Genomic DNA, 20,802 nt, shown 5'->3' with positions numbered 1-20,802 from the left:
CTTGAGTCAACGCTTGGACCGGCAGGCTCATGATGCATGGCGAAAGGCCGCTCAGGAGCTCGAAAGACCATATCGAACGTAGTGACTGTCATCGTAATAATCGCTTCGGTGGGCGTCGTATCGGGCCATCGCCTTGATGTCAGTCTTGTTCAGTACTGCGCCGATCAGCGAGTCCGAGATCGTCGGGGCGGTGTGCAGTGCATGCTGCACGACGTCGATCTTCGTGCGTCCCCACTCGACGACGAGAACGTAGCAATCGATCAGAGGAGCGGTGACCCGTACGTCGACAAGCGGGCTCAGCGGCGGAAGATCGACAATGATATAGTCATAGCTTTGTCGCAGACGATCAAACAGCCTGCAGATCGAGCCGTCGCACAAGAGTTCGCTTGAGTGAAGTACGGACCCACGCTGAACGGCCGGAAGAACGGCAAGAGTCGTGTTCGGATCCCGCCATACCGCCTCTTCGAGTGAACGAGTCCCTTTCAAGACTTCAATAATGCCATCCACGGCCTTTGGGACGAGCCGAGCCGAGAGCGAGGGATTCCGAAGATCGCAGTCGACGATGATCACTTTCTTTCCGCTGTGCCCGATAAGTTGTGCCACGGAAGCGGCAATCGTGGTCTTGCCCTCATTTGGAAGGGCCGAAGTCACGCCAATCACCTGGTTGGGAGTCTTCGCCGGGCTATGGTCGATCGCGATCTTGATTGATCGGATCGCCTCAGTGTACCGCGAGAGAGGCATGCTCACGACGGCGCGATGAATGTCCGGAGCGCTCGGAAGTATGCGTTGGTTCGGGGCTTCCTGTGCCTGCTGCGGCCGAGCTGCCGACCTTTGCTGCCTGGGCAAGCTCTGGATCGGCACGAGGGATAGGCAAGGCAGGTCCAGCGCTGCTTCTAGCTGTGAAGACGTGCGGAAAACGCGATCCATGACGTCTCGCACGAAACCTAGGAGCAGTCCCAGCGCGAGCCCTCCCAGAAGACCGAAGCTCAGCACGACCTTCGCTTTCGGTTTGCTCTTGGTTTGAGCGGCAGAAGCGGGGAAGATGATGCGGGTTTCTGAGATCGGGAAGGTCTCCTGCTGCGCCGAGCCCATATATTGCTGAAGGAATGTGTCGTAGAGGGCCCGCAGACTCTTCGCCCGACTTTCCAAATCTCTTATTGTCAGCTCCGCCGAGTTCGTGAGGCGCGACTGCGCAATGGCCACGGAAAGACGCTTTTCGATCTCCTGCTGCCGCTGCTTTGCAAGTTCGGCTTCGCTGCGGCTGATCTCGGAAAGTCGCTTAACCTCGTCCAGAATGGAAACGCGAAATTCGCGCAGCCTGTTTCGAACGTTGACCACCGCGAGATGATCTCGGCCGACGCGGGCGGACAATTCGGCCTCACGCCTGGCGAGTTCGAGATACTGCTGGCGTAGCGATGTAATGATTGGACTGTTCATCGCGTCGGAGCCGATGGCGTCCAGATTGCCGATCGAGGATGGTTTTGCCGGGTCGACGCCGAGAAGAGCTTCGTAGCGCGACAGCTTGGCCGCGGCTTCTGAACTCTGCGCGCGAGCGGTAGCCAGCCGGGTGTTGAGTTCTGTGATCTGCTGCTCGTCGATCGGCTTTCCCCCGGGCGATACGATGTTATTTTGAGATTTGTAAGCCTCGACTCCACGTTCGGCGGTCAGCGCCTCCTCTCCGAGGCTCCGCAGCCGTTCCTGCAGCCAACTCGTTGCAGTTCGCGTGGCTTCAAATTTCGCCTCGAGCTGATCATTGATGTAGGCTCTCGCAATAGCGTTCGCGATCTCTGCCGCCAGCGCTGGATCACTCGCGGTGAATGCGATTTCAATGACGTGACTATAGCCAACTCGACCTGCAGACAGGCGATCCAGAAAGCTTGCAATCGTTGCTTCCGAGGGCTGCTCCCGCGGGGCAGGTGGCGCACCTTCTGACGGATCTGGCCGCCATCGTTGAAGCCACCCCATCAACCAGGACTGCAGCGACCGTCCCTCCCTAAAGTCTTGGTGATCGGCCAATTTCAACTGCTTGATCACGGTTGCAGCAGTCGCCTGCGATTTGATGATCTGCAGTTGCGTCTCGATCTGGGTAACGTCGAGGAGCGGTTCGGAAAGAAGCGATTGTTTCTGAAGGAACTGCGCCCTTGGATTTTCGAACAGGACCTGTACCTGCGCCGTATAGGCCGGCGAGACCAGTCTCAGGTAAACGAGGCTAGCGGCACCTGCGAGGACAGTGACGAAAATGATGACGAGGTATTGCCGCCGTATAAATACCAGCGCGAATTTAATGAGCTCGCCGATGCCTCCTGTGCTCTGTCGGTTCAGCTGCATTTGAATGGGGGGAGGGAGACGTGACCCATCGTTCTGGAGCGTATTGGTCTGCAGCATCGGACATTTCTCTCGGCTGTCGGCAATCGCGCGGGAGCAATCCCGCGGCGGATATTGGGCCACTGTCACATTTAAAATAATATATAGGATAAAATTTGTATTGCCAATTAAATATAGCTGCGGCATTAATTGTGGGAATAATTAATTGGGATGAGGAAGGGTGCGACGGCCGATTGAACCGATGTCTACCGCGAACGGAGCGAAGCGGAACTGGTTGGCGAAGGCGCTCGGTTCAGGACATTAGGAGATCAGGCCGATCGTCCGAGCGATAGCGCTGCGTATCGGAGCGTGCGGTCATGCTGGAAGTGCGAAGTTTGGCGATTCCGGACGTAAAGGTCGTCCGATTAAAGCGTTTTTCCGATACGCGGGGCTATTTCTGCGAAACGTTCCGTCGCTCTGCGTTTGTCGAAAATGGGATTTCCCAAGACTTTATCCAGGACAATCAGTCATGCTCCGAGCGCGTCGGCACGGTTCGCGGATTGCACTTCCAGCGGCCTCCCTTCGCGCAGGCCAAGCTCGTTCGCGTGTTGAGAGGAGCGATCCTTGATGTGGTGCTCGATCTGCGGCGTCGGTCGCCGACGTTCGGCAAGCACGTCTCGGTCAAGTTGGATAGCGAGAGTGACGAGCAGTTGCTCGTTCCGAAAGGGTTCGCTCACGGCTTCTGTACGCTCGAGCCTCAAACCACCGTCCTTTATAAAGTCGATGAAGTCTACTCGCCGGAGCACGATGGCGGCGTCTACTGGGCCGATCCCGAATTGGCAATTGAGTGGCCGGTGAAGGCCACAGAGGCACAGCTTTCGCCGAAGGATCGAGCGCTTCCCACCTTCGGTCAGCTTACTCCCGTGTTTGAGTAGAGGACGTCTCATGCGTGTTCTGGTGACGGGTGGGGCGGGATTTATCGGGTCCGCGGTCTGCCGCCAATTGGCCTTGGAAGCTGAGGCCTCGGTCGTCAATGTCGACAAGTTGACCTACGCAGCCAATTTGGCCTCATTGGCCTCCATCGACGGTACCAGCCGCTATCGATTTGAACAGCACGACATCTGCGATCAGGAGGCGGTCACTCGCTTATTCCACAAATGGGAGCCGAGCGCGGTTATCCATTTGGCGGCCGAAAGCCATGTCGATCGGTCGATTACCGGCTCGGCAACGTTCATCAGTACCAACATTGTCGGCACTTACAATCTACTGGAGGCAGCCAGGCGATATTACGACGGGCTGTCGAGTCAGCGGAAGAGACAGTTCAGGTTCATACACGTGTCGACGGACGAGGTGTACGGTTCATTGGGGCCGGCCGACTGCTTCCGGGAAGATACCCCTTATCGGCCGAGTTCTCCCTATTCAGCGAGCAAAGCGGCCTCGGACCACCTCGCGCTCGCCTGGTACAAGACCTATGGCTTGCCGGTGATCGTGTCGAACTGTTCGAACAACTACGGACCATTCCAATTCCCGGAAAAGCTCATTCCGCTGACGATTCTCAATGCGATTGAATACAAGTCGTTGCCTGTCTACGGCGACGGAAGCAACGTGCGGGATTGGCTTCATGTCGAGGACCACGCAGCAGGCCTGATCAGGCTGCTAAGCGACGGCAGGGCCGGAGAGAAGTATAATTTCGGCGGCGACAGCGAACGCTCCAACCTGGAAGTCGTCACCCAGATTTGTGAAACGCTTGATCGATTGCGTCCCGGGCCAGCAGCGAGGCGATCGTTGATTTCGTTCGTGCCGGATCGTCCGGGACACGACGCACGTTACGCGATCGATGCGTCCAAAGCTCGCAGCGAGCTGGGCTGGCGGCCGACCCGAAGCTTCGAACAAGGTCTCGCCGAGACGGTGGAATGGTATCTGGCCAGCGGCGCCTGGTGGGCGCGGGCTCGCAGCATGGTTTACGACGGCTCGCGTCTTGGCCTTCCAGCCACCCAACACTGAGGCTGCCAATGATCGAACGACCGATTCTGATTGCTGGTCGAAATGGCCAATTGGGCAGCTGCCTTCGTGATGCCGCTGCTCTTCGCGGTCTGTCTGCGGTGGCCCTCGGGCGCGAGGAGCTCGACCTTGAGGTCCGGGACGGGATCGACAGAACGGTCGCCTCGATCGCCCCCTGCATGATCATTAATGCCGCGGCCTACACGGCTGTAGACCTCGCGGAGTCCGAGGTCGGAAAGGCCTTCAGCATCAATCGCGACGGCGCGGCTGCGCTGGCGGATGTTGCATGGCAGAGGAACCTTCCATTTTTGCACTTGTCCACCGATTACGTCTTCGACGGTGCCAAGCGCGAGGCTTATGACGAGGCCGACGTGCCGGCGCCGCTGAACACATACGGTGCATCAAAGCTGGCCGGCGAGGCGGCCGTATTGGCGGCGCATCCCCTGGCGACCGTCGTCAGGTCGTCGTGGATCTACAGCTCGATAGGCAGCAACTTCGTTCGGACAATGTTGCGGCTGGCCGAAACGCGCCCGATCGTAAGGGTCGTTTGCGACCAATCCGGAAGCCCAACGTCGGCCGCGGATCTGGCCGCAGCGCTGCTGAAAATTGCACAGCGGTCGCTCACCGATGACCGCCGCACAGCGGCGGGCATCTTCCATGTGGCCGGCCAGGGAACAACGAGCTGGCACGGCTTTGCCGAGGCAATCTTCGATGGTTTATCCCGTCGGGGACGGCGACCGCCGACGCTGGAAGCGATCACGACAGCGCAGTATCCGAGCGCTGCGCGCAGGCCTGTAAACTCGCGCCTGGAGTCATCCAAAGCAGAACGCGTGTTTGGAATTCGATTACCCTGCTGGCGCCAATCTCTCGAAACCTGTCTCGACCAACTTGTCGAAGGAGCAGACACCGATGCTGAAGGGAATCGTCCTGGCTGGCGGCAGCGGAACACGGCTCTACCCGATCACACGTGTGGTCAGCAAGCAGCTGCTGCCCATCTATGACAAGCCGATGATCTACTATCCGCTGTCGACACTGATGCTGGCAGGCATCCGCGAGATCCTGATCATCACGACCCCGGCGGACCGACCCCAGTTCGAGCGATTGCTCGGGAACGGAAGCCAGTGGGGAATCCGGCTCAGCTATGCCGAACAACCGCGCCCGGGCGGGCTTGCTGAAGCGTTCATTGTAGGCGCCGATTTCATCGGAACTGATCGCGTCGCGATGGTACTCGGGGACAACATCTTTTTCGGCGGCGGTTTGCGCGAACTGCTCGTGAAAGCCGCGGCCCGCGAGGAAGGCGCAACCGTGTTCGCGTATCACGTGCGCGATCCTGAACGGTACGGCGTTGTTACGTTTGACGACGCCGGCCGCCCACTACGAATCGACGAGAAGCCGAGAAAGCCGACATCGAACTGGGCCGTCACCGGTCTGTATTTTTTCGACAACCGGGTTGTGCGGTATGCCCGCAGTGTCGAACCGTCCCCCCGGGGAGAACTCGAGATCACCGATCTGCAAATGCGCTATCTCGCGGCCGGCGCTCTCCACGTCGAGCGCATGGGAAGGGGATTCGCATGGTTGGATACGGGCACTGTCGAGTCGCTTATCGATGCAGGGACGTTCGTCCAGACGCTGGAAAAGCGGCAAGGCATGAAGGTGGCTTGCGTTGAGGAGGTCGCCTTTCGCCAGGGATTCATCAGTCAAGATCAGCTTCGCGGACTGATTCAGCCACTGGAGAAGAGCGGATACGGCAAGTATCTGAACGAACTCCTGCGCTTGCCCGGGATGTCTACCGACGTCGCAGCCGACGCTTGATTTAAATTAGTGATTTTTATTTTAAATAATTGACTGGCGCTGCATATTTAATTTAGATGCATTCCTTGAGAGATTGGTAGGCTGGCCATGCTATATCAAAAGGCGAGCTTTTTTTATCGAGCAAGGCCTCTCCTCTGGGGAGAGAGTGATTTCAGCGAGAGTGATTTGCTCTCGCCGGGAGTGCCGCCCTGGAATGCGTCCGGGAGCGGCGGTTTAGCCGCCCGGCAGGTGTCCGATCTGCGGGGAGCGATTGGGCCTTCACGTTCCAGGGCCGATGCGACGCATTGGATCAGTTCGAGCGGCGGCTATTGGAACGTCGCTGCGAACTGGAGCCGCGGCATGCCGGACGCCGTGTCCGGCGCCTTCATCGACGCCCCGGGATCTTATGTCGTCACAACCAGGCTCAATGTTGATGTCGGCAGCCTGACAGTTGATGCGGGCGCGGCTATTGCGCTCGGACGAGAGTCTTCCTTTGTAGTTGAAGGTGACACTGTCAACAATGGCAGCATAAAGCTCGAACGGTCCAGCGGGGAAAGGAGTGTTGCAGCGGACTTCAAAGGCGAGGTTCGGGGAGCGGGACACTTCACGATTGCCGACAGATCAGTTCTCGAGATCAGAGGGGCGGTCTCCGGGCAACTCGTCAACGGTTCATTCTCTGGAATAACCGTCTCCTTCGAGACGGACGTCGGCACCTTGGTTCTCGATCGCTCTGCCCAATTCCATGGCCTGATCGGAAGTTCGTCGCCGGATCGGCCGCTTTCAGCCGGTAATCTGATAGACCTCAGGGATCTCGCCTTCACGTCGACGATGTCAGCATCCGTCCATTACGACCGGAGCTCAAACATCAGCACGGTCGATTTCAGCAATGGAGCTGGCAACGTCACCCTGCTGTTCTCCGGCCAGGACTCGAACTGGACCTTTGCAAGTGATGGGCAGGGCGGCACAGCCGTTGCAGATCCAGTTACGAACCCGATCGTTCTGGAAAATCAGAAGCAAGGCACATCGCCGAACATCTGGCAGATTGATGTTGGCGCAAATTCGACCAAAATCCAAGGGTTCACGACGGCGATAAGCACTAATGTCGGCGGGTCCGTCCAATTCAAGATCAACAACCAGACGGGCACGCCGAACTATCACATCGATGTCTACCGGCTTGGTTACTACGGAGGCAACGGCGCCAGGCTGATCACGACGGTGCAGCATCAAGCTGCAACCTCCGTCGTGCAACCGGCGCCGTTGAAAGACAGCTCGACCGGCCTGGTCGATGCCGGCAATTGGAGCGTGACCGACTCCTGGAACGTGCCGGCCGACGCGGTCTCTGGCGTGTACATCGCCAACGTCATCGACGGAACACAGGTGTTCCAAATTCCATTCGTGGTCCGCAATGATGCGTCACAAAGCGCGATCGTGTTTCAGACCGCCGATCAGACCTGGCAGGCCTATAACCCTTGGGGCGGAGCCAATCTCTACAGCGGCAACGGACCTGGCGTGAACGGCTCCGCCTACGCCGTGAGCTACAATCGTCCCATTACCACGCGCGACGGCGGACTCTCGAGCTCTTCCAACGACATGGTATTTTCGGCCGAATATCCGGCAATCTATTGGCTCGAGCAGAACGGATACGACGTTTCTTACATTTCGGGCATCGATGCGGCCACAAACGGATCGCTGCTGCTCAATCATCAAATCTATATGGATGTGGGTCACGACGAGTACTGGACCGACAGCCAGTTCGCCAACGTCCAAGCGGCCGGCCATGCCGGCGTCAATCTGACTTTTCTGAGCGGCAACGAAGTGTATTGGCAGACCAGGCTGTCAGCCAGCATTGATGCCAGTCACACGGCCAATCGGACTTTGATCTCGTACAAGGACACCCATGCCAACCAATTGATCGACCCGACAGGGACTGCGACAGGAACGTTTATGGACGCCCGCTTTGCGTCGACCGGAGGCATGTCGGGTATCCCCTCTAACGCACTGACCGGAACGGTCTTCCAGGTCGACGGAGATTCCTACGGCACGATCAGGATCCCGTATGGAATGACGCAGTTGAGGCTTTGGCGCAACGCGCCGATTGCTGGGACCGCGCAAGGCCAGACTGCGTCTCTGACGCCGAACCTGCTCGGCTATGAATGGGACGCATCACCGGATAATGGGTTTCGCCCGGCCGGTCTGGTGAGTGTCTCCTCGACCACGCTGCAAACCACGAAGTACTTGCTCGATTACGGCAATACCACGGGCAACGGTACAGCCACCCACGGTCTCGTAGAGTTTCGGGATCCCGTGAGTGGTGCCCTTGTTTTCGGCGCGGGCACCGTGTTCTGGTCCTGGGGTCTTGCATCGGACCATGACCAGTACAACATAGCCCCACTAACGCCGACTGATCGGAATGTCCAACAGGCCATGGTCAACCTGTTCGCTGACATGGGCGTTCAGCCTGCGACGCTGCAGGCCAGCCTGGTGATTGCCACCCAATCGACCGACCACACGAATCCGACCTCCACGATTACCAATCTCTCCGCCACAAGCGTTGTGGAGGGCCAGTCTATCACCGTGACTGGAGCGGCAAGCGACGCCGGTGGGGTCATCGGTGGTGTTGAAGTATCATCCGACGGCGGCAGCACCTGGCATCCGGCCAACAGCACCGTGGGAGCGTCCAATGTCACCTGGACCTATACGTTTGCCGCAGGCGCGCCGGGACAGTTGAAGATCCAGAGCAGGGCCGTCGACGACAGTTTAAACCTAGAAGTCCCAGGCACGGGCGTTGCTTACACGGTAACGCCATCTTCGAATTTGACGATCTTCAGTCCCACGGACACTCCGGCGGTCGTCAACACTCCGGACAGCGCCGCCGTGGAGTTGGGGCTCAAGTTCGTTTCAGCAGCCTCCGGCGATATCACAGGCATCCGCTTCTATAAGAGCACTCAAAACACGGGGACGCATCTCGGCGATCTCTGGACGTCGACCGGGACGCTGCTCGCCAGCGCAACATTCACCAACGAAACCGCAAGCGGCTGGCAACAAGTCAACTTCACGACGCCGGTCCATATACAGGCCGGGGTGACCTACATCGCCTCCTATCATACCAACACCGGCCACTATTCCACGACCGATTTCTATTTCGACAATCCAGGTCACACCAGCGGCTCATTGACCGCGACAGGTGGCGGCCTGAACGGCGTCTACGCTTATGGCCCGGGACCGCTCTTCCCCTCCAATATCTCGATGACGGATGCTGACAATTACTGGGTCGATGTTGTCTTCAAGGATACCAGCCAGCTGCCGCAGGCCAACAACGATAGCGGCTTCAAGGTCACGCAGAACGGTGTGCTGAATATCGCGGCATCGGAACTGCTCGCCAACGATACAGATCCGGCCGGTCTGTCCTTTTCGATCAGTGGCGTAAGTAATCCGGCTAACGGCTCCGTAAGTTACAATGTCCAAACCCAGACGGTGACATTCAATCCAGCCGTTAATTACGCGGGAGCGGCGCAATTCGCGTATACGATCACGGACGCCTCGGGCGCCAGCGGAACGGGCCAGGTCTTCCTCAATGTCAACTATCCGCTATCCGCCCAGAGCCTGTTCGGCACCAATGACACGCCAAGCGTTGCCAACTCCGGCGACACAAGCTCGGTCGAGGTGGGCCTCAAGTTCAGCGCATCGGCCAACGGAACTATAACGGGGCTGCGCTTCTACAAGGGCTCGCTCAACACAGGTACCCACGTCGCGCATCTCTGGAGTTCGACCGGAACGCTGCTCGGCACCGCGACCTTCGCGAGTGAGACCGCTAGCGGTTGGCAGCAGGTTAATTTCTCGAGCCCGATATCCATTACCGCGGGCACGACGTATGTCGCTTCCTATCACACCAACGGCAATTATTCAGACACTCAGAACTATTTCACCACCTCGATCTCCAATGGCCAGCTGAGCGCTGCCGCCACGGGAAATGGCGTGTATAGTTACGGAGCCGGAGCCATATTTCCATCGAACGTCTTCAAAGCAACGAATTATTATGTCGACGTGATTTTCAACGGATCCGCGAGTACCAACACGCCGCCGACAGCGGTTGCCGACGCGGGCGACGCGACCGAGAAAGGCGGTGTCAACAACAGCACCGGGGGGTCGTCCGCCGCGGGAAACGTGCTGACCAACGACACTGATCCAGATGCCGGCGACACCAAGACCGTGACTGCGGTCAGCTTCGGTTCGACCTCCGGCACGCTCGGCGCCGCTCTGAACGGCGCTCATGGAAGTCTCGTGCTCAACGCGTCAGGCGCCTTCACCTATACAGTCAATGAGACGGATGCGGCCGTGCAGGCCCTGCGGCTTGCGTCCACCACGCTGTCGGACGTCTTCAATTATACAATGCGTGATGCCGCCGGCGCGACATCCTCGACAACGCTCACGATCACCATTCATGGAGCAAATGATGCGCCGGTACTTGCGATCCAGACCGGCAGCCAAACCGCAACGGTGGGTTCGGCGTTCTCGCTGACGCTGTCGGCCGGCACCTTCACCGACGTCGATTCCGGCGATTCGCTCACCTACGCAGCGACGACAGCCAGCGGCTCCGCACTTCCTGCCTGGCTCACCTTTGCCCCATCAACCCGGACTTTCAGCGGTACTCCATCGTCGGCCGATGTTGGTACGCTAAGCGTGAAGACGACCGCGACCGATCTCGGTAGCCTTGCTGCAAGCGAAACGTTCAATATCACCGTAACGACGACCCCGAACACGCCGCCGACAGCGATTGCCGACGCGGGCGACGCGACCGAGAAAGGCGGTGTCAACAACAGCACCGCGGGGGCGTCCGCCGCGGGAAACGTGCTGACCAACGACACTGATCCAGATGCCGGCGACACCAAGACCGTGACTGCGGTCAGCTTCGGTTCGACCCCCGGCACGCTCGGCGCCGCTCTGAACGGCGCTCATGGAAGTCTCGTGCTCAACGCGTCAGGCGCCTTCACCTACACGGTCAATGAGACGGATGCGGCCGTGCAGGCCCTGCGGCTTGCGTCCACCACGCTGTCGGACGTCTTCAGTTATACAATGCGTGATGCCGCCGGCGCGACATCGTCGACAACGCTCACGATCACCATTCATGGCGCAAATGATGCGCCGGTACTTGCGATCCAGACCGGCAGCCAGACCGCAACGGTGGGCTCGGCGTTCTCGCTGACGCTGCCGGCCGGCACCTTCACCGACGTCGATACCGGCGACACACTCACCTACACGGCAACTGCCGCCGACGGCTCGGCGCTTCCTGCCTGGTTGGCTTTCGACGGCTCGACACGGACTTTCAGTGGCACGCCGACCTCAGCCGACATCGGCACGCTCAGCCTGAAGACCGTCGCGACGGATCTCGGTGGTCTCACGGTGAGCGAAACGTTCAATATCGCGGTGGGCGCGACCTCCATCAGCTTGTTCTCCGCTTCCGATACGCCTTCGGTGCTGTCGACGTCCGACACATCTCAGGTCAATCTTGGTGTCCGATTTACGTCCTCGGCTGCCGGCACGATTACCGGCATCAAGTACTACAAGAGTCCGAACGACACAGGCACTCACACCGGATCACTGTGGAGCAGTACGGGAACGCTGCTCGCCAGCGCGACCTTCTCCAACGAGAGCAGCAGCGGCTGGCAGACCCTCACATTCAGTAGCCCGGTATCGATCGCGGCCGGAGCCACCTACGTCGCGAGCTTCCACAGCAACAGCCACTACGCCGATACGCCGAACTATTTCACCACCGCGCGAACGAGTGGCCCGCTCACGGCCTTCGCGAGCACCAATGGTGTCTACACCTACGGAACGGGAAATATGTTTCCGACCAGCACGTTCGGGGCGACCAATTATTGGGTCGATGTCTTGTTCAGCAATGCCGCTGGCGGCACGAACCAGCCTCCGGTCGCCAATAACGACAGTGGCTTCAACGCCACCCAAAACGTGCCGCTCAGTATTTCCGGGTCGGCCCTTCTCGCAAACGATACCGATCCGAATGGGGACGCGCTGACAATCACGGGCGTCAGCGGGGCTGTCAGCGGCACCGTCAGTTTCAGTGCCCAGAACAACACGGTGACGTTCACTCCCGCCGACGGGTATACCGGGCCGGCATCATTCAACTACGCCGTTTCCGACGGGAGGGGCGGCTCAGCAAGCGCTAGTGCGAGCGTGACCGTTCATGCGCCGTCGGCAACCACCGTAAGCCTGTTCAGCTCCAATCCAACGCCCAGCGTCGTGACGGTTAATGATCCGAATTCGGTCGAGCTTGGCATGAAGTTCCAGGCGTCCGTGTCGGGCGACATTGTAGGCCTGCGCTTCTACAAGGGGCCATCCAACACGGGTCAGCATGTCGCCGATCTCTGGACCACCACAGGGGCCCTGCTGGCCACTGCCACGTTCACCAACGAGACGGCGAGCGGCTGGCAGCAGGTGAACTTCGCGACACCGGTTACGATCACGGCAGGGACGACCTATGTCGCCTCCTACCACACTGCGGGCAACTATTCGGACGATCCAAATCTGTTTGCCAATGCGGTGACGAACGGACCACTAACGGCTCCGTCATCGTCGTCGAGCGGAGGCAACGGAGTCTACGCGTATGGATCCGGCAGCCTGTTTCCGACCAACAGCTTCGGCGCGACCAGCTATGCGGTCGACGTACTCTTCAGGCCGCAGCTCGCTGCATAGAGCTGCATAGACAAGAAAGGGAGATCATGTCGAGCCTATCACGAACGATCGCGTCGCCCGTTACGCTCGCGCGACGTGTGACACCGCAACCCGTGCGGAATGTGCTGCGTGCCGCGTACGACCGGCTCTCTTATGCCGTGGCCGGACTGCCGCCGCGGCGCCTGCGCGGCTGGATCTCGCCGACATGGTTTGATTTTCACGATACCGGACGTGACCAATTGGAGTTTTTCGTTGAGATGGCCGGCCTGCGGCCGTCGCATCGCGTTCTCGACATTGCGTGTGGCGTTGGCCGCTTGGCTATCCCGCTCTCCCGCTATCTGAACGGGAGGGGAAGCTACGATGGCTTCGATATCAAGGAAGAGCTGGTTGATTGGTGTCGTAGCAAGATCAGCACTCGGCGGCCCAACTTCCAATTCCAGCTCGCGAGGGTCGCAACGCGATGGAGCCCGAACGAGCAGATATCGGTGGATCGATATTGTTTTCCTTACCAAGATGAGCGGTTTGATTTCGCTTACGCCGGGTCAATCTTCACGCATATCTTGCCCGGCGGAGCCTGCAATTACCTGGAGCAGACCTCGCGGGTTCTAAGGCCCGGCGGCCGGCTGGTGGCGACCTGGCTGGTCTATAACAAGCGCACCCTCGAACTGACCCAGACGACGGGCAGCGTGGAGCATAGCTGGAAGTTCGATCACGGAGAGTATCGCGTGAAAGACGACGATCAGCCGGAAGCGTCAATCGCCTACGAAGAGGGAGCCATTCGCCGCATGTACGCCGAGGCGGGCCTCCAGATCCTGGAGCCGTTTCGTCCGGACGCCTCCTACAACGCCGCCCGTATTCCATCAAATCGCTCCGAAGGCATTCATCTGCATCATTGCCTTTGCGTCATAGCAATGCGCCCCAATGACACGCGCAGAGCAAGCCATTCATCTCAACCGACGTAAAGGAGAGGACCGATGCATACAGAGCTCTACACAGACGGGATTGACGAGGTCACAATTGGCGGGTCGATCGTGCGGGTGGACCTGGTCAGTCTCTCGCCCACGGAGCGTGATGCCAACAACGCGCCCAAGAAGGTCTTTCGGCAAAGGCTGATCTTTTCCGCGGATTCGTTCGCGAACTCTGTGGAGGTGATGCAGAACGCGCTCCAGGGGCTGGTCGACGCCGGCGTCGTCCAGCGCTCTCGCCCGAGGACGCCGGTCGCCGCACCGCAGGCGAGCGCGCGGGTCGAGCCTGCTTCGTCAGTTTCGGACAATTCACGATCTTCCAATGTTTCAGCCAACTTCCGTTGAAATCGAGAGGCTTGAACCAGAACCGCCGTCGTCGGAGGACGGGCCGGGTCGGGTTGCTCAAACCGCCCTTGAATGCCTATCAAGGGTCGCTTCCCATCACGGAATCGATCTGCCGCCCGATCGGTTGCGGCACGCCTATGCGGTCGACGAAAGCGGCATCTCGACCGATCTCCTGCTGCGCATGGCTCATGACGCGGGCCTTCGCGCCTGCACGGCGCAGCTCGATTGGAAGGCCATATGCCAGCTCGGCGAAGCCTATCCGGCTCTTGTTCAGCTCTCGAATCTGAATTGGGTTGTTGTGGTCGGAGCCGGGCCGGAATGCGAGGCGGTAACGGTGTTCGATCCACTGGCCGAGCGGAACGGCGAGCACCTGCTCGTCGATACGGATCGCTTTTGCGCCAATTGGTCCGGAAAGGTCGTTCTGTTCAAGCGCGAGGTCGCTTCGCCGCGGGGCCAGAGGCCCTTTGGGCTGCGCTGGTTCATACCCGAAATGCTGCGGGAGTGGCGGCTCTTTTTCGACGTCGCAATTGCTGCGGTGTTCCTCTATGCGCTGGGGCTGGCGCTTCCGATCTTCTTTCAGCTCGTCATCGACAAGGTTCTTGTCCACGAGAGCCTCACGACACTCTACGTTCTCTCGGTCGGCGCGATCCTTGCGCTCTGCTTCGACGCCGTCTTCAGCTTCTTGCGACGCTATCTGCTGCTCTATGCCACGAACAAGATCGACATCCGGGTCGCGACCAGGACGTTTCGGCATCTCTTGGGACTCCCGATAAGCTTCTTCGAGCGCATCTCGGCCGGCGTCTTGGTGAAGCACATGCAGCAGGCCGGGCGAATCCGCGAGTTCCTGACCGGCCGACTGTTTCTGACCGCCTTGGACGCGTTGTCGCTGGTGGTCATCCTGCCGATCCTCGCGCTCTACAGCATCAAACTGACATGCGTTGTTCTAGCCTTCACGGCCGCTAGTGCCAGTGTGATTGCCATCTTGATGGCGCCGTTCCGGCGGCGGCTCTACCAACTGTATCAGGCCGAGGCCAGTCGGCAGGCCTTGATGGTCGAGACCGTGCACGGAATGCGCACCGTGAAGTCGCTGGCCATGGAGCCAAGCCAGAACAGGTCGTGGGACGATCGCTGTGCGCAATCGGTCTCGATGCGATTCGGCGTCGAAAAGATCTCGGCAGGCGCCCAGGCCCTGACCGGCTTCCTTGAGAAGATGATGACGCTCGGCATCGTGGCCCTCGGCGCGCTCGACGTCTTCAGCGGCGAGATGACGATCGGCGCACTCGTCGCCTTCAACATGCTGGCGGGACGCGTTTCGGGACCGCTGGTGCAGATGGTGACCATGGTGCACGAATATCAAGAGATTGCGCTGGCCGTTAAGATGCTCGGCGAGGTGATGAATAGTGAGCTGGAACGAGACGGCCGTCGCGACGGCTTGCGGCCCGACTTCGCCGGGCACATCGGGTTTGAAAACGTCACGTTTCGATACGGCGAGGGAACGCCCGCGCTGGACGACGTTTCGTTCTCGATTCCCCCCGGCTCAATCTTCGGAATTGTCGGCCGGAGCGGTTCGGGCAAGACGACCCTGACGCGGCTCATCGCGGGAATGTATCCGGTGCAGCAAGGAATGGTGCGCATTGACGGTCACGATTCGCGGGAGATCGACCTCGCCCATCTGCGGCGGAATCTCGGGCTCGTGCTCCAGGACAATTTCCTGTTCCGGGGCACCGTGCGAGAAAATATCGCCTGCGTGAGGCGCGACGCCACGTTCGAGGAGATCGTCCACGCGGCCCAGCTAGCCGGCGCCGACGAGTTCATCGAGCGGCTGCCGAGGGGGTTCGATACCGTGCTCGAGGAAGAGGCATCAAACCTGTCCGGCGGGCAGAAGCAGCGGCTTGCGATCGCGCGGGCTCTGATCGTCAACCCGCGTATCCTCATTCTCGATGAAGCCACGAGCGCGTTGGATTCCGAGAGCGAGATGATCATTCGGCGCAATCTGCGGCGTATCGCGGAGGGGCGAACCGTCATCATCGTATCCCACCGGCTTTCGATGCTGTCGGACGCAAGCCAGATTCTGGTGATCGACCGTGGACGGATCGTCGATGTGGATCATCATGACGCGCTGCTGTCGAAATGCACCTTCTACCGGCATCTCTGGAACCAGCAGACGAGACAGGTGGCATGACCGCGGCTGAAAAGACCAGGTCTGAAACAGCCTTGCGCAGATCCGGGCCTCCGTCCGATCGACGGGCGAGACGCCGGTTCTTGAGCTCTACGCCGACTTGGTCTCGCGTTGTCGGGCAATTTCAGTCGGACGCAGCCGAGATCGAGCAATTGACGCCACCGCGTCTGGGACGGGTCACGCTCTATTGTGTCGTCGCTCTGATCGCTGCGGCGATCACATTCGCCTGCGTATCTCGCGTCGACATGATTGTGACTGCGCAGGGTAAGTTGATCACGACGAATCCAAACCTGGTTGTACAGCCGCTGGAAACGTCGGTCATTCGGGAGATTCCGGTCAAGGCTGGCGATTTCGTCAATCGCGGCGACGTGCTTGCGGTCCTCGACCCAACGTTCTCTCAGGCCGATCTTGCCCAACTGCGCGGGCGCCTAGCGGGTCTCGACGCCACCATCGATCGGCTGCGGGCCGAGTTGGACGGCACTGAGTACGGAGCGGAGGCGACGGCGAACGACGACCAGGCTCTGCAGAGAAGGGTATTTCTCCAGAGGAGGGCGACTTACGACCTTCAGATCCAGAACTATGACGCGCAGATTGCGTCGGCACAGGCCAATCTAAAAACGGCTCAGAACGAGGAAGGAGTCCTGGCCGAGCGGCTGGACACGATGCAGTCCATCGAAGCCATGCGAAACGCGTTGATGGCCAAGGAGGTCGGTTCAAGACTGAACTTCCTCCTGTCACGCGATGCGCGGTTGGACGTCGAAAGCAGCCTGGCGCGGGTTCGTGGCAGCATCGTCGACAACAGGCATCGTCTGGACAAGGCCCGTGCAGACCAGAAGGTGTTCGCCGCCGAGTTTCGTCGAGCTGCATATCAGGAACTTGTCGAGGCGTTGCCAAAGCGCGATGGCACCGCCGAAGAGCTCAAAAAGGCGGAGCTCCGTCGACAGCTGATCGTGCTGCATGCACCGGCGGATGCGGTGGTACTCGACATTGCCAATCGGACGGTAGGTTCGGTGGTCCGCGAGGCCGAGACGTTGTTTGTGCTGGTCCCGCGAGACGAGACGCTTCGCGCAGAGGTCAACGTCGAGGGCAGGGATATCGGGCAGGTCACGGTCGGGCAGACCGTGCGGGTCAAGTTCGAGGCATTTCCATTCCAGAAGTACGGCACTGCGGCTGGCGAGGTCGGCGTCATTAGCCGGGACTCATTCTCGCCAGACGCGAAGGCCGAAGGTGCGCGCCGTTCGTCAGCTCCCTATTACCGCGTACTGATCGATCTGCGGGACACGCACCTTCGGCTGCCGTCCGAAAGGGTTCGGTTGATGCCCGGTATGGCGGTCACCGCCGAGATGAAGGTCGGACAACGCAGGGTGATTTCATATTTCCTCTATCCCCTGCTTCGCGGCTTGGATGAAAGCATCCGGGAGTACTGAGCCGGATTTACCATGGTACACATCGATGATGATCAGCCCGAATTCTAGTGTGAAGCTCGTGTTGCCCGTTGCAGCGAAGGAACTGTCGCCAAACTCGCCTCTGGTGAACTATGCGCTCAGGGGGCTGGAACGCTGTTGGTTGCCGAGAGAGCGCCGTTGGTCGCATATTTATCACCTCGACGGGCGGGCGTCGCCGAACGAATCGATGGCACATAGCGACGTGTTCTACACCCTCAATGTCTTGCTCGGGATGTCGCGGGTCGCGGAACTTCCGGCTGACATCGATCTCTCAGAGATCTTTCAACGGAATGCCGTGAGTCTGACCGCCCTTCCTGTCCGCAAGTATGCGTTCGGTATGGCGTTGTGGGCCGCCGCCGAGCTCCACCTTCCCATCCCGGAGCAGGTCAGGTTCGAGCTGAAAGCCATTCTTTCGGATGAGTCGCAATGGTCAGCGTTTCGAGCCCAGGACCTCGGCATGCTGCTCACGGGAGTCATCGCGCAGGCCAGGGCAGGCGAGAGGGAGTGGCTGGGCTTCGCCGGCCGGCTCTATCGTTTCCTGAAGGAGCGTTTCCGTAGCCAGTCCGGATTGTTTTTCGATGCGCCGTCGGGCTTCCGTCGCCGCTTTGCATCATTTGCGACGCAGACCTATCTTTCGATCGCCTGCTATCAGTACGGAGAATTCACCGGGGACGTATCCGCACTCGTCATGGCCGACGCCTGCGTGGGCAATTTGATCGCGCTTCAGGGACCTCAGGGTGAGTGGCCGTGGTTCTTCGATGCGGTGAGTGGCCGCGTTCTCGACTTTTACGAGGTCTATTCGGTCCATCAGTATGGAATGGCTCCGGCGCTGCTGGAGTGGGCCGAGCGCTTCGGACGACGGGGAGCGCGGGATGCCTTGGTGAAAGGATTCAACTGGGTGCTTGGCCACAACCAGTTGTGCAGGTCCATGCTCGTGCCGGAACTCAGCCTGACAATCCGCTCGCAGGTTCGCGAGCATGAACTGAAGACCAGGGCTCCGCGGATATTGCGCGCGCTCAGAAACACTTGGCTCGAAAACGGGAAGGCGTTGGTCGACAGTGCCGACGTGACAATTCGACTCGAATGCCGCAGCTACGAACTCGGCTGGATCTTGTGGTCATTCGGTCGGCGTGCCGATTTGCGGGGTCTTAGCCACAACGCCGCTTTCGAACAGCCATCGCGCCTGCCCGGTGACCAGTCGTAGCGCAACGGAAGCCGAATCAGTCAGCGATTCCAGACGACCGCGCCCTCTTTCCGAAGCAAGGCCAGCATCTTGGCCGTGCGATGGCTTCGAACCGCGCAGAGAACGGCGATCGCCTTGAGGCGGGCGCGTATCCCATGAAGGCGCCGGCTCGTCATAACGGTGAACGCGCCGGCCGCGGGGGATACGAGGACGAGTAGGGCCGTGGCAAACCAGCGTAGCTGCCAGCCGCGCGCGCCCTGTGCCATGTTGCGGTAGTGCGTGATTTGCCGGTCCCACTTTGCATACAGCTCCCGAAGCGAGCGCCGCGCGGGATGGAACACGACCATCCCAGGGACGTAGCGAAATTCGCAGCCGGCACGGAGGGCCATTTGTCCCCATTGCATGTCTTCCGCGAACTGAATGCCGGGGAAAGGTCCGACCCTCGCGAAGTCGCCGCGGCGGACCGCGAGATTTGCCGTGACCGAGTAGCCGTGCTTGGTGACGTACAATCGATTGCGAAAGCCGAAAACGCTTTCGTAGGCTTCGATCGCGGTGAAAGATCCTTCGACGGCGGACCAGATGCGGACCTCTCCGCCAAGGATCGTCGCCGGCCTGACTTGCTGGAAGGCGTCGTGTATCGCGGTCAGCCAGCCCGGATGAGCCCTGCAGTCCGCATCCATGAAGGCGAGAATATCACCTCGCGCATAGGCCGCGCCTGCGTTTCGCGCCGGACCGGGACCGGGATGCGGTTCGTACATCAACCTCGCATCGGGATGGCCGGCAACGACGTCCACCGGGGGCATTGCTGAGCCGTTGTCCACCACGATGACTTCGAACAGGTCCCGGGACAGGGTCTGTGCATCGAGGCTCTGCAAGCAGGCTTCCAGAGCCTCCGGCTGGTTGAGGTGGGGAATAATTACCGAAATCATTTCATCTCACCTATTTAATCTCCGTCGGCCCATTGCGTATCCGCCGGCGCGGTGGCGCTCAAACGGTCAATTGGATGCGCACATTTAATCCTTGCATTTAAATATTTGCTATTTATTATCGTTATTATATTCTTAAATAGAACTTAAACCAAGTTGCATTTTGGAGGTCGATTCAAATGCGTGCATCGTTCCTGACGTGCCCCATCGACCTGCTGACAATGGCGGAGACCCTAGAGTTGGCGTGCAGCGCCATGCGCAGCCGCCGCCGAGTGCAGCATGTTGCGCTGAACGTCGCCAAATTCGTCAAGATGCGAACCGATCCCGTGCTCGCGGCCGATGTCGCCAACAGTGACATTGTCGGCATAGACGGCATGGGGATTCTCTGGGGCGCTCGGGCAGTGGGGCTTCCGGCGAGGTCGCGAGTCGCTGGCGTCGATCTCCTGGTCGAATTGCTCGCAGTATGTGCGCGGGAAGGCTTTAAGCCTTATTTCCTGGGGGCCACCCAGGCCGTGCTGCATCTGGCAATGCAGCGCGCGCGCGAGAAGCATCCCTCACTCGCCTTCGCGGGCTGGCATGACGGCTACTTCAAACCCGAGCAGGAGAGCGATGTCGTTCGGGACATTCGGTCCAGCGGGGCCGATTGTCTCTTCATCGGCATGCCGACACCGCGGAAGGAGCGCTTCCTGGCGGCTCACCGTGATGGTCTCGGCGTACCCTTCATCATGGGTGTGGGCGGCGCGTTCGATGTTCTTGCAGGTACCGTTCGACGCGCGCCTGCACCGATTCAGAGGCTGGGCCTCGAATGGCTGTACCGAGTCTATCAAGAACCCGGGCGGATGTGGTGGCGATATGCCACGACGAACACGCTGTTTGCGGGCATCCTGGCGCAGGCGCTCGTCAAGCAGGCGGTTCAGCATACGCTTGGGCCGAGCTCCGCCCCTCGGGGCCCGAGCCGGATCGGAGGGTGAGA

At 59.8% G+C, this 20,802-nt stretch carries 13 protein-coding genes; 11 read left to right on the top strand and 2 right to left on the bottom strand.

The window, feature by feature from the left end:
- Positions 1–51: 51 nt before the first annotated feature.
- Positions 52–2,385, bottom strand: coding sequence for a Wzz/FepE/Etk N-terminal domain-containing protein (locus tag AC0WRY_RS20505; RefSeq protein ID WP_491120703.1), 2,334 nt, complete (start codon positions 2,383–2,385; stop codon positions 52–54).
- Between the two features lie 296 nt (positions 2,386–2,681).
- Between AC0WRY_RS20505 and rfbC the strand changes: the two genes are divergently transcribed.
- The 10 genes from rfbC to AC0WRY_RS20455 all read left to right on the top strand — a co-directional run bounded on the left by rfbC (position 2,682) and on the right by AC0WRY_RS20455 (position 18,924).
- Positions 2,682–3,239, top strand: a complete 558-nt coding sequence (gene rfbC / locus AC0WRY_RS20500; protein WP_194402593.1) for a dTDP-4-dehydrorhamnose 3,5-epimerase — start codon at positions 2,682–2,684, stop codon at positions 3,237–3,239.
- Between the two features lie 10 nt (positions 3,240–3,249).
- Positions 3,250–4,308: a dTDP-glucose 4,6-dehydratase gene (gene rfbB / locus AC0WRY_RS20495; RefSeq protein WP_491120701.1), complete on the top strand. Its 1,059-nt coding sequence runs from the start codon at positions 3,250–3,252 to the stop codon at positions 4,306–4,308.
- A gap of 8 nt (positions 4,309–4,316) precedes the next feature.
- The gene (rfbD, locus tag AC0WRY_RS20490) at positions 4,317–5,306 is read left to right on the top strand and encodes a dTDP-4-dehydrorhamnose reductase (protein WP_491120699.1); all 990 of its coding nucleotides are present in this window, start codon (positions 4,317–4,319) and stop codon (positions 5,304–5,306) included.
- A complete protein-coding gene (gene rfbA / locus AC0WRY_RS20485; RefSeq protein ID WP_491120697.1) occupies positions 5,215–6,117 on the top strand; it encodes a glucose-1-phosphate thymidylyltransferase RfbA in 903 nt (300 codons plus the stop codon). The genes rfbD and rfbA overlap by 92 nt, the downstream gene beginning before the upstream one ends.
- 339 nt (positions 6,118–6,456) lie before the next feature.
- Complete coding sequence (locus AC0WRY_RS20480; RefSeq protein ID WP_491120695.1) at positions 6,457–12,807, top strand: DUF4082 domain-containing protein; 6,351 nt, start codon at positions 6,457–6,459, stop codon at positions 12,805–12,807.
- A gap of 92 nt (positions 12,808–12,899) precedes the next feature.
- The gene (locus tag AC0WRY_RS20475; protein WP_194402588.1) at positions 12,900–13,748 is read left to right on the top strand and encodes a class I SAM-dependent methyltransferase; all 849 of its coding nucleotides are present in this window, start codon (positions 12,900–12,902) and stop codon (positions 13,746–13,748) included.
- Between the two features lie 12 nt (positions 13,749–13,760).
- On the top strand, positions 13,761–14,096 hold the full coding sequence (locus tag AC0WRY_RS20470) for a hypothetical protein (protein WP_194402587.1): 336 nt from the start codon (positions 13,761–13,763) through the stop codon (positions 14,094–14,096).
- A complete protein-coding gene (locus AC0WRY_RS20465; RefSeq protein ID WP_491120692.1) occupies positions 14,074–16,278 on the top strand; it encodes a peptidase domain-containing ABC transporter in 2,205 nt (734 codons plus the stop codon). Before AC0WRY_RS20470 ends, AC0WRY_RS20465 begins: the two co-directional genes overlap by 23 nt.
- Entirely contained in the window at positions 16,275–17,702 is a 1,428-nt protein-coding gene (locus tag AC0WRY_RS20460; RefSeq protein ID WP_194402585.1) for an HlyD family type I secretion periplasmic adaptor subunit, read from the top strand. Before AC0WRY_RS20465 ends, AC0WRY_RS20460 begins: the two co-directional genes overlap by 4 nt.
- Positions 17,703–17,727: 25 nt before the next feature.
- Positions 17,728–18,924, top strand: a complete 1,197-nt coding sequence (locus AC0WRY_RS20455; protein WP_246776278.1) for a hypothetical protein — start codon at positions 17,728–17,730, stop codon at positions 18,922–18,924.
- A gap of 20 nt (positions 18,925–18,944) precedes the next feature.
- On the opposite strand, the gene AC0WRY_RS20450 is transcribed toward AC0WRY_RS20455, so the two are convergent.
- A complete protein-coding gene (locus tag AC0WRY_RS20450) occupies positions 18,945–19,832 on the bottom strand; it encodes a glycosyltransferase family 2 protein (protein ID WP_491120689.1) in 888 nt (295 codons plus the stop codon).
- A 176-nt stretch (positions 19,833–20,008) separates the two neighbouring features.
- Here AC0WRY_RS20450 and AC0WRY_RS20445 point away from each other — a divergent pair, with 176 nt between their 5' ends.
- Positions 20,009–20,800, top strand: coding sequence for a WecB/TagA/CpsF family glycosyltransferase (locus AC0WRY_RS20445; RefSeq protein ID WP_194402583.1), 792 nt, complete (start codon positions 20,009–20,011; stop codon positions 20,798–20,800).
- Positions 20,801–20,802 lie beyond the last annotated feature (2 nt).

This window comes from Bradyrhizobium sp. T-12 (genome assembly GCF_058314695.1).
This window is presented reverse-complemented; position numbering and strand designations above follow the sequence as displayed.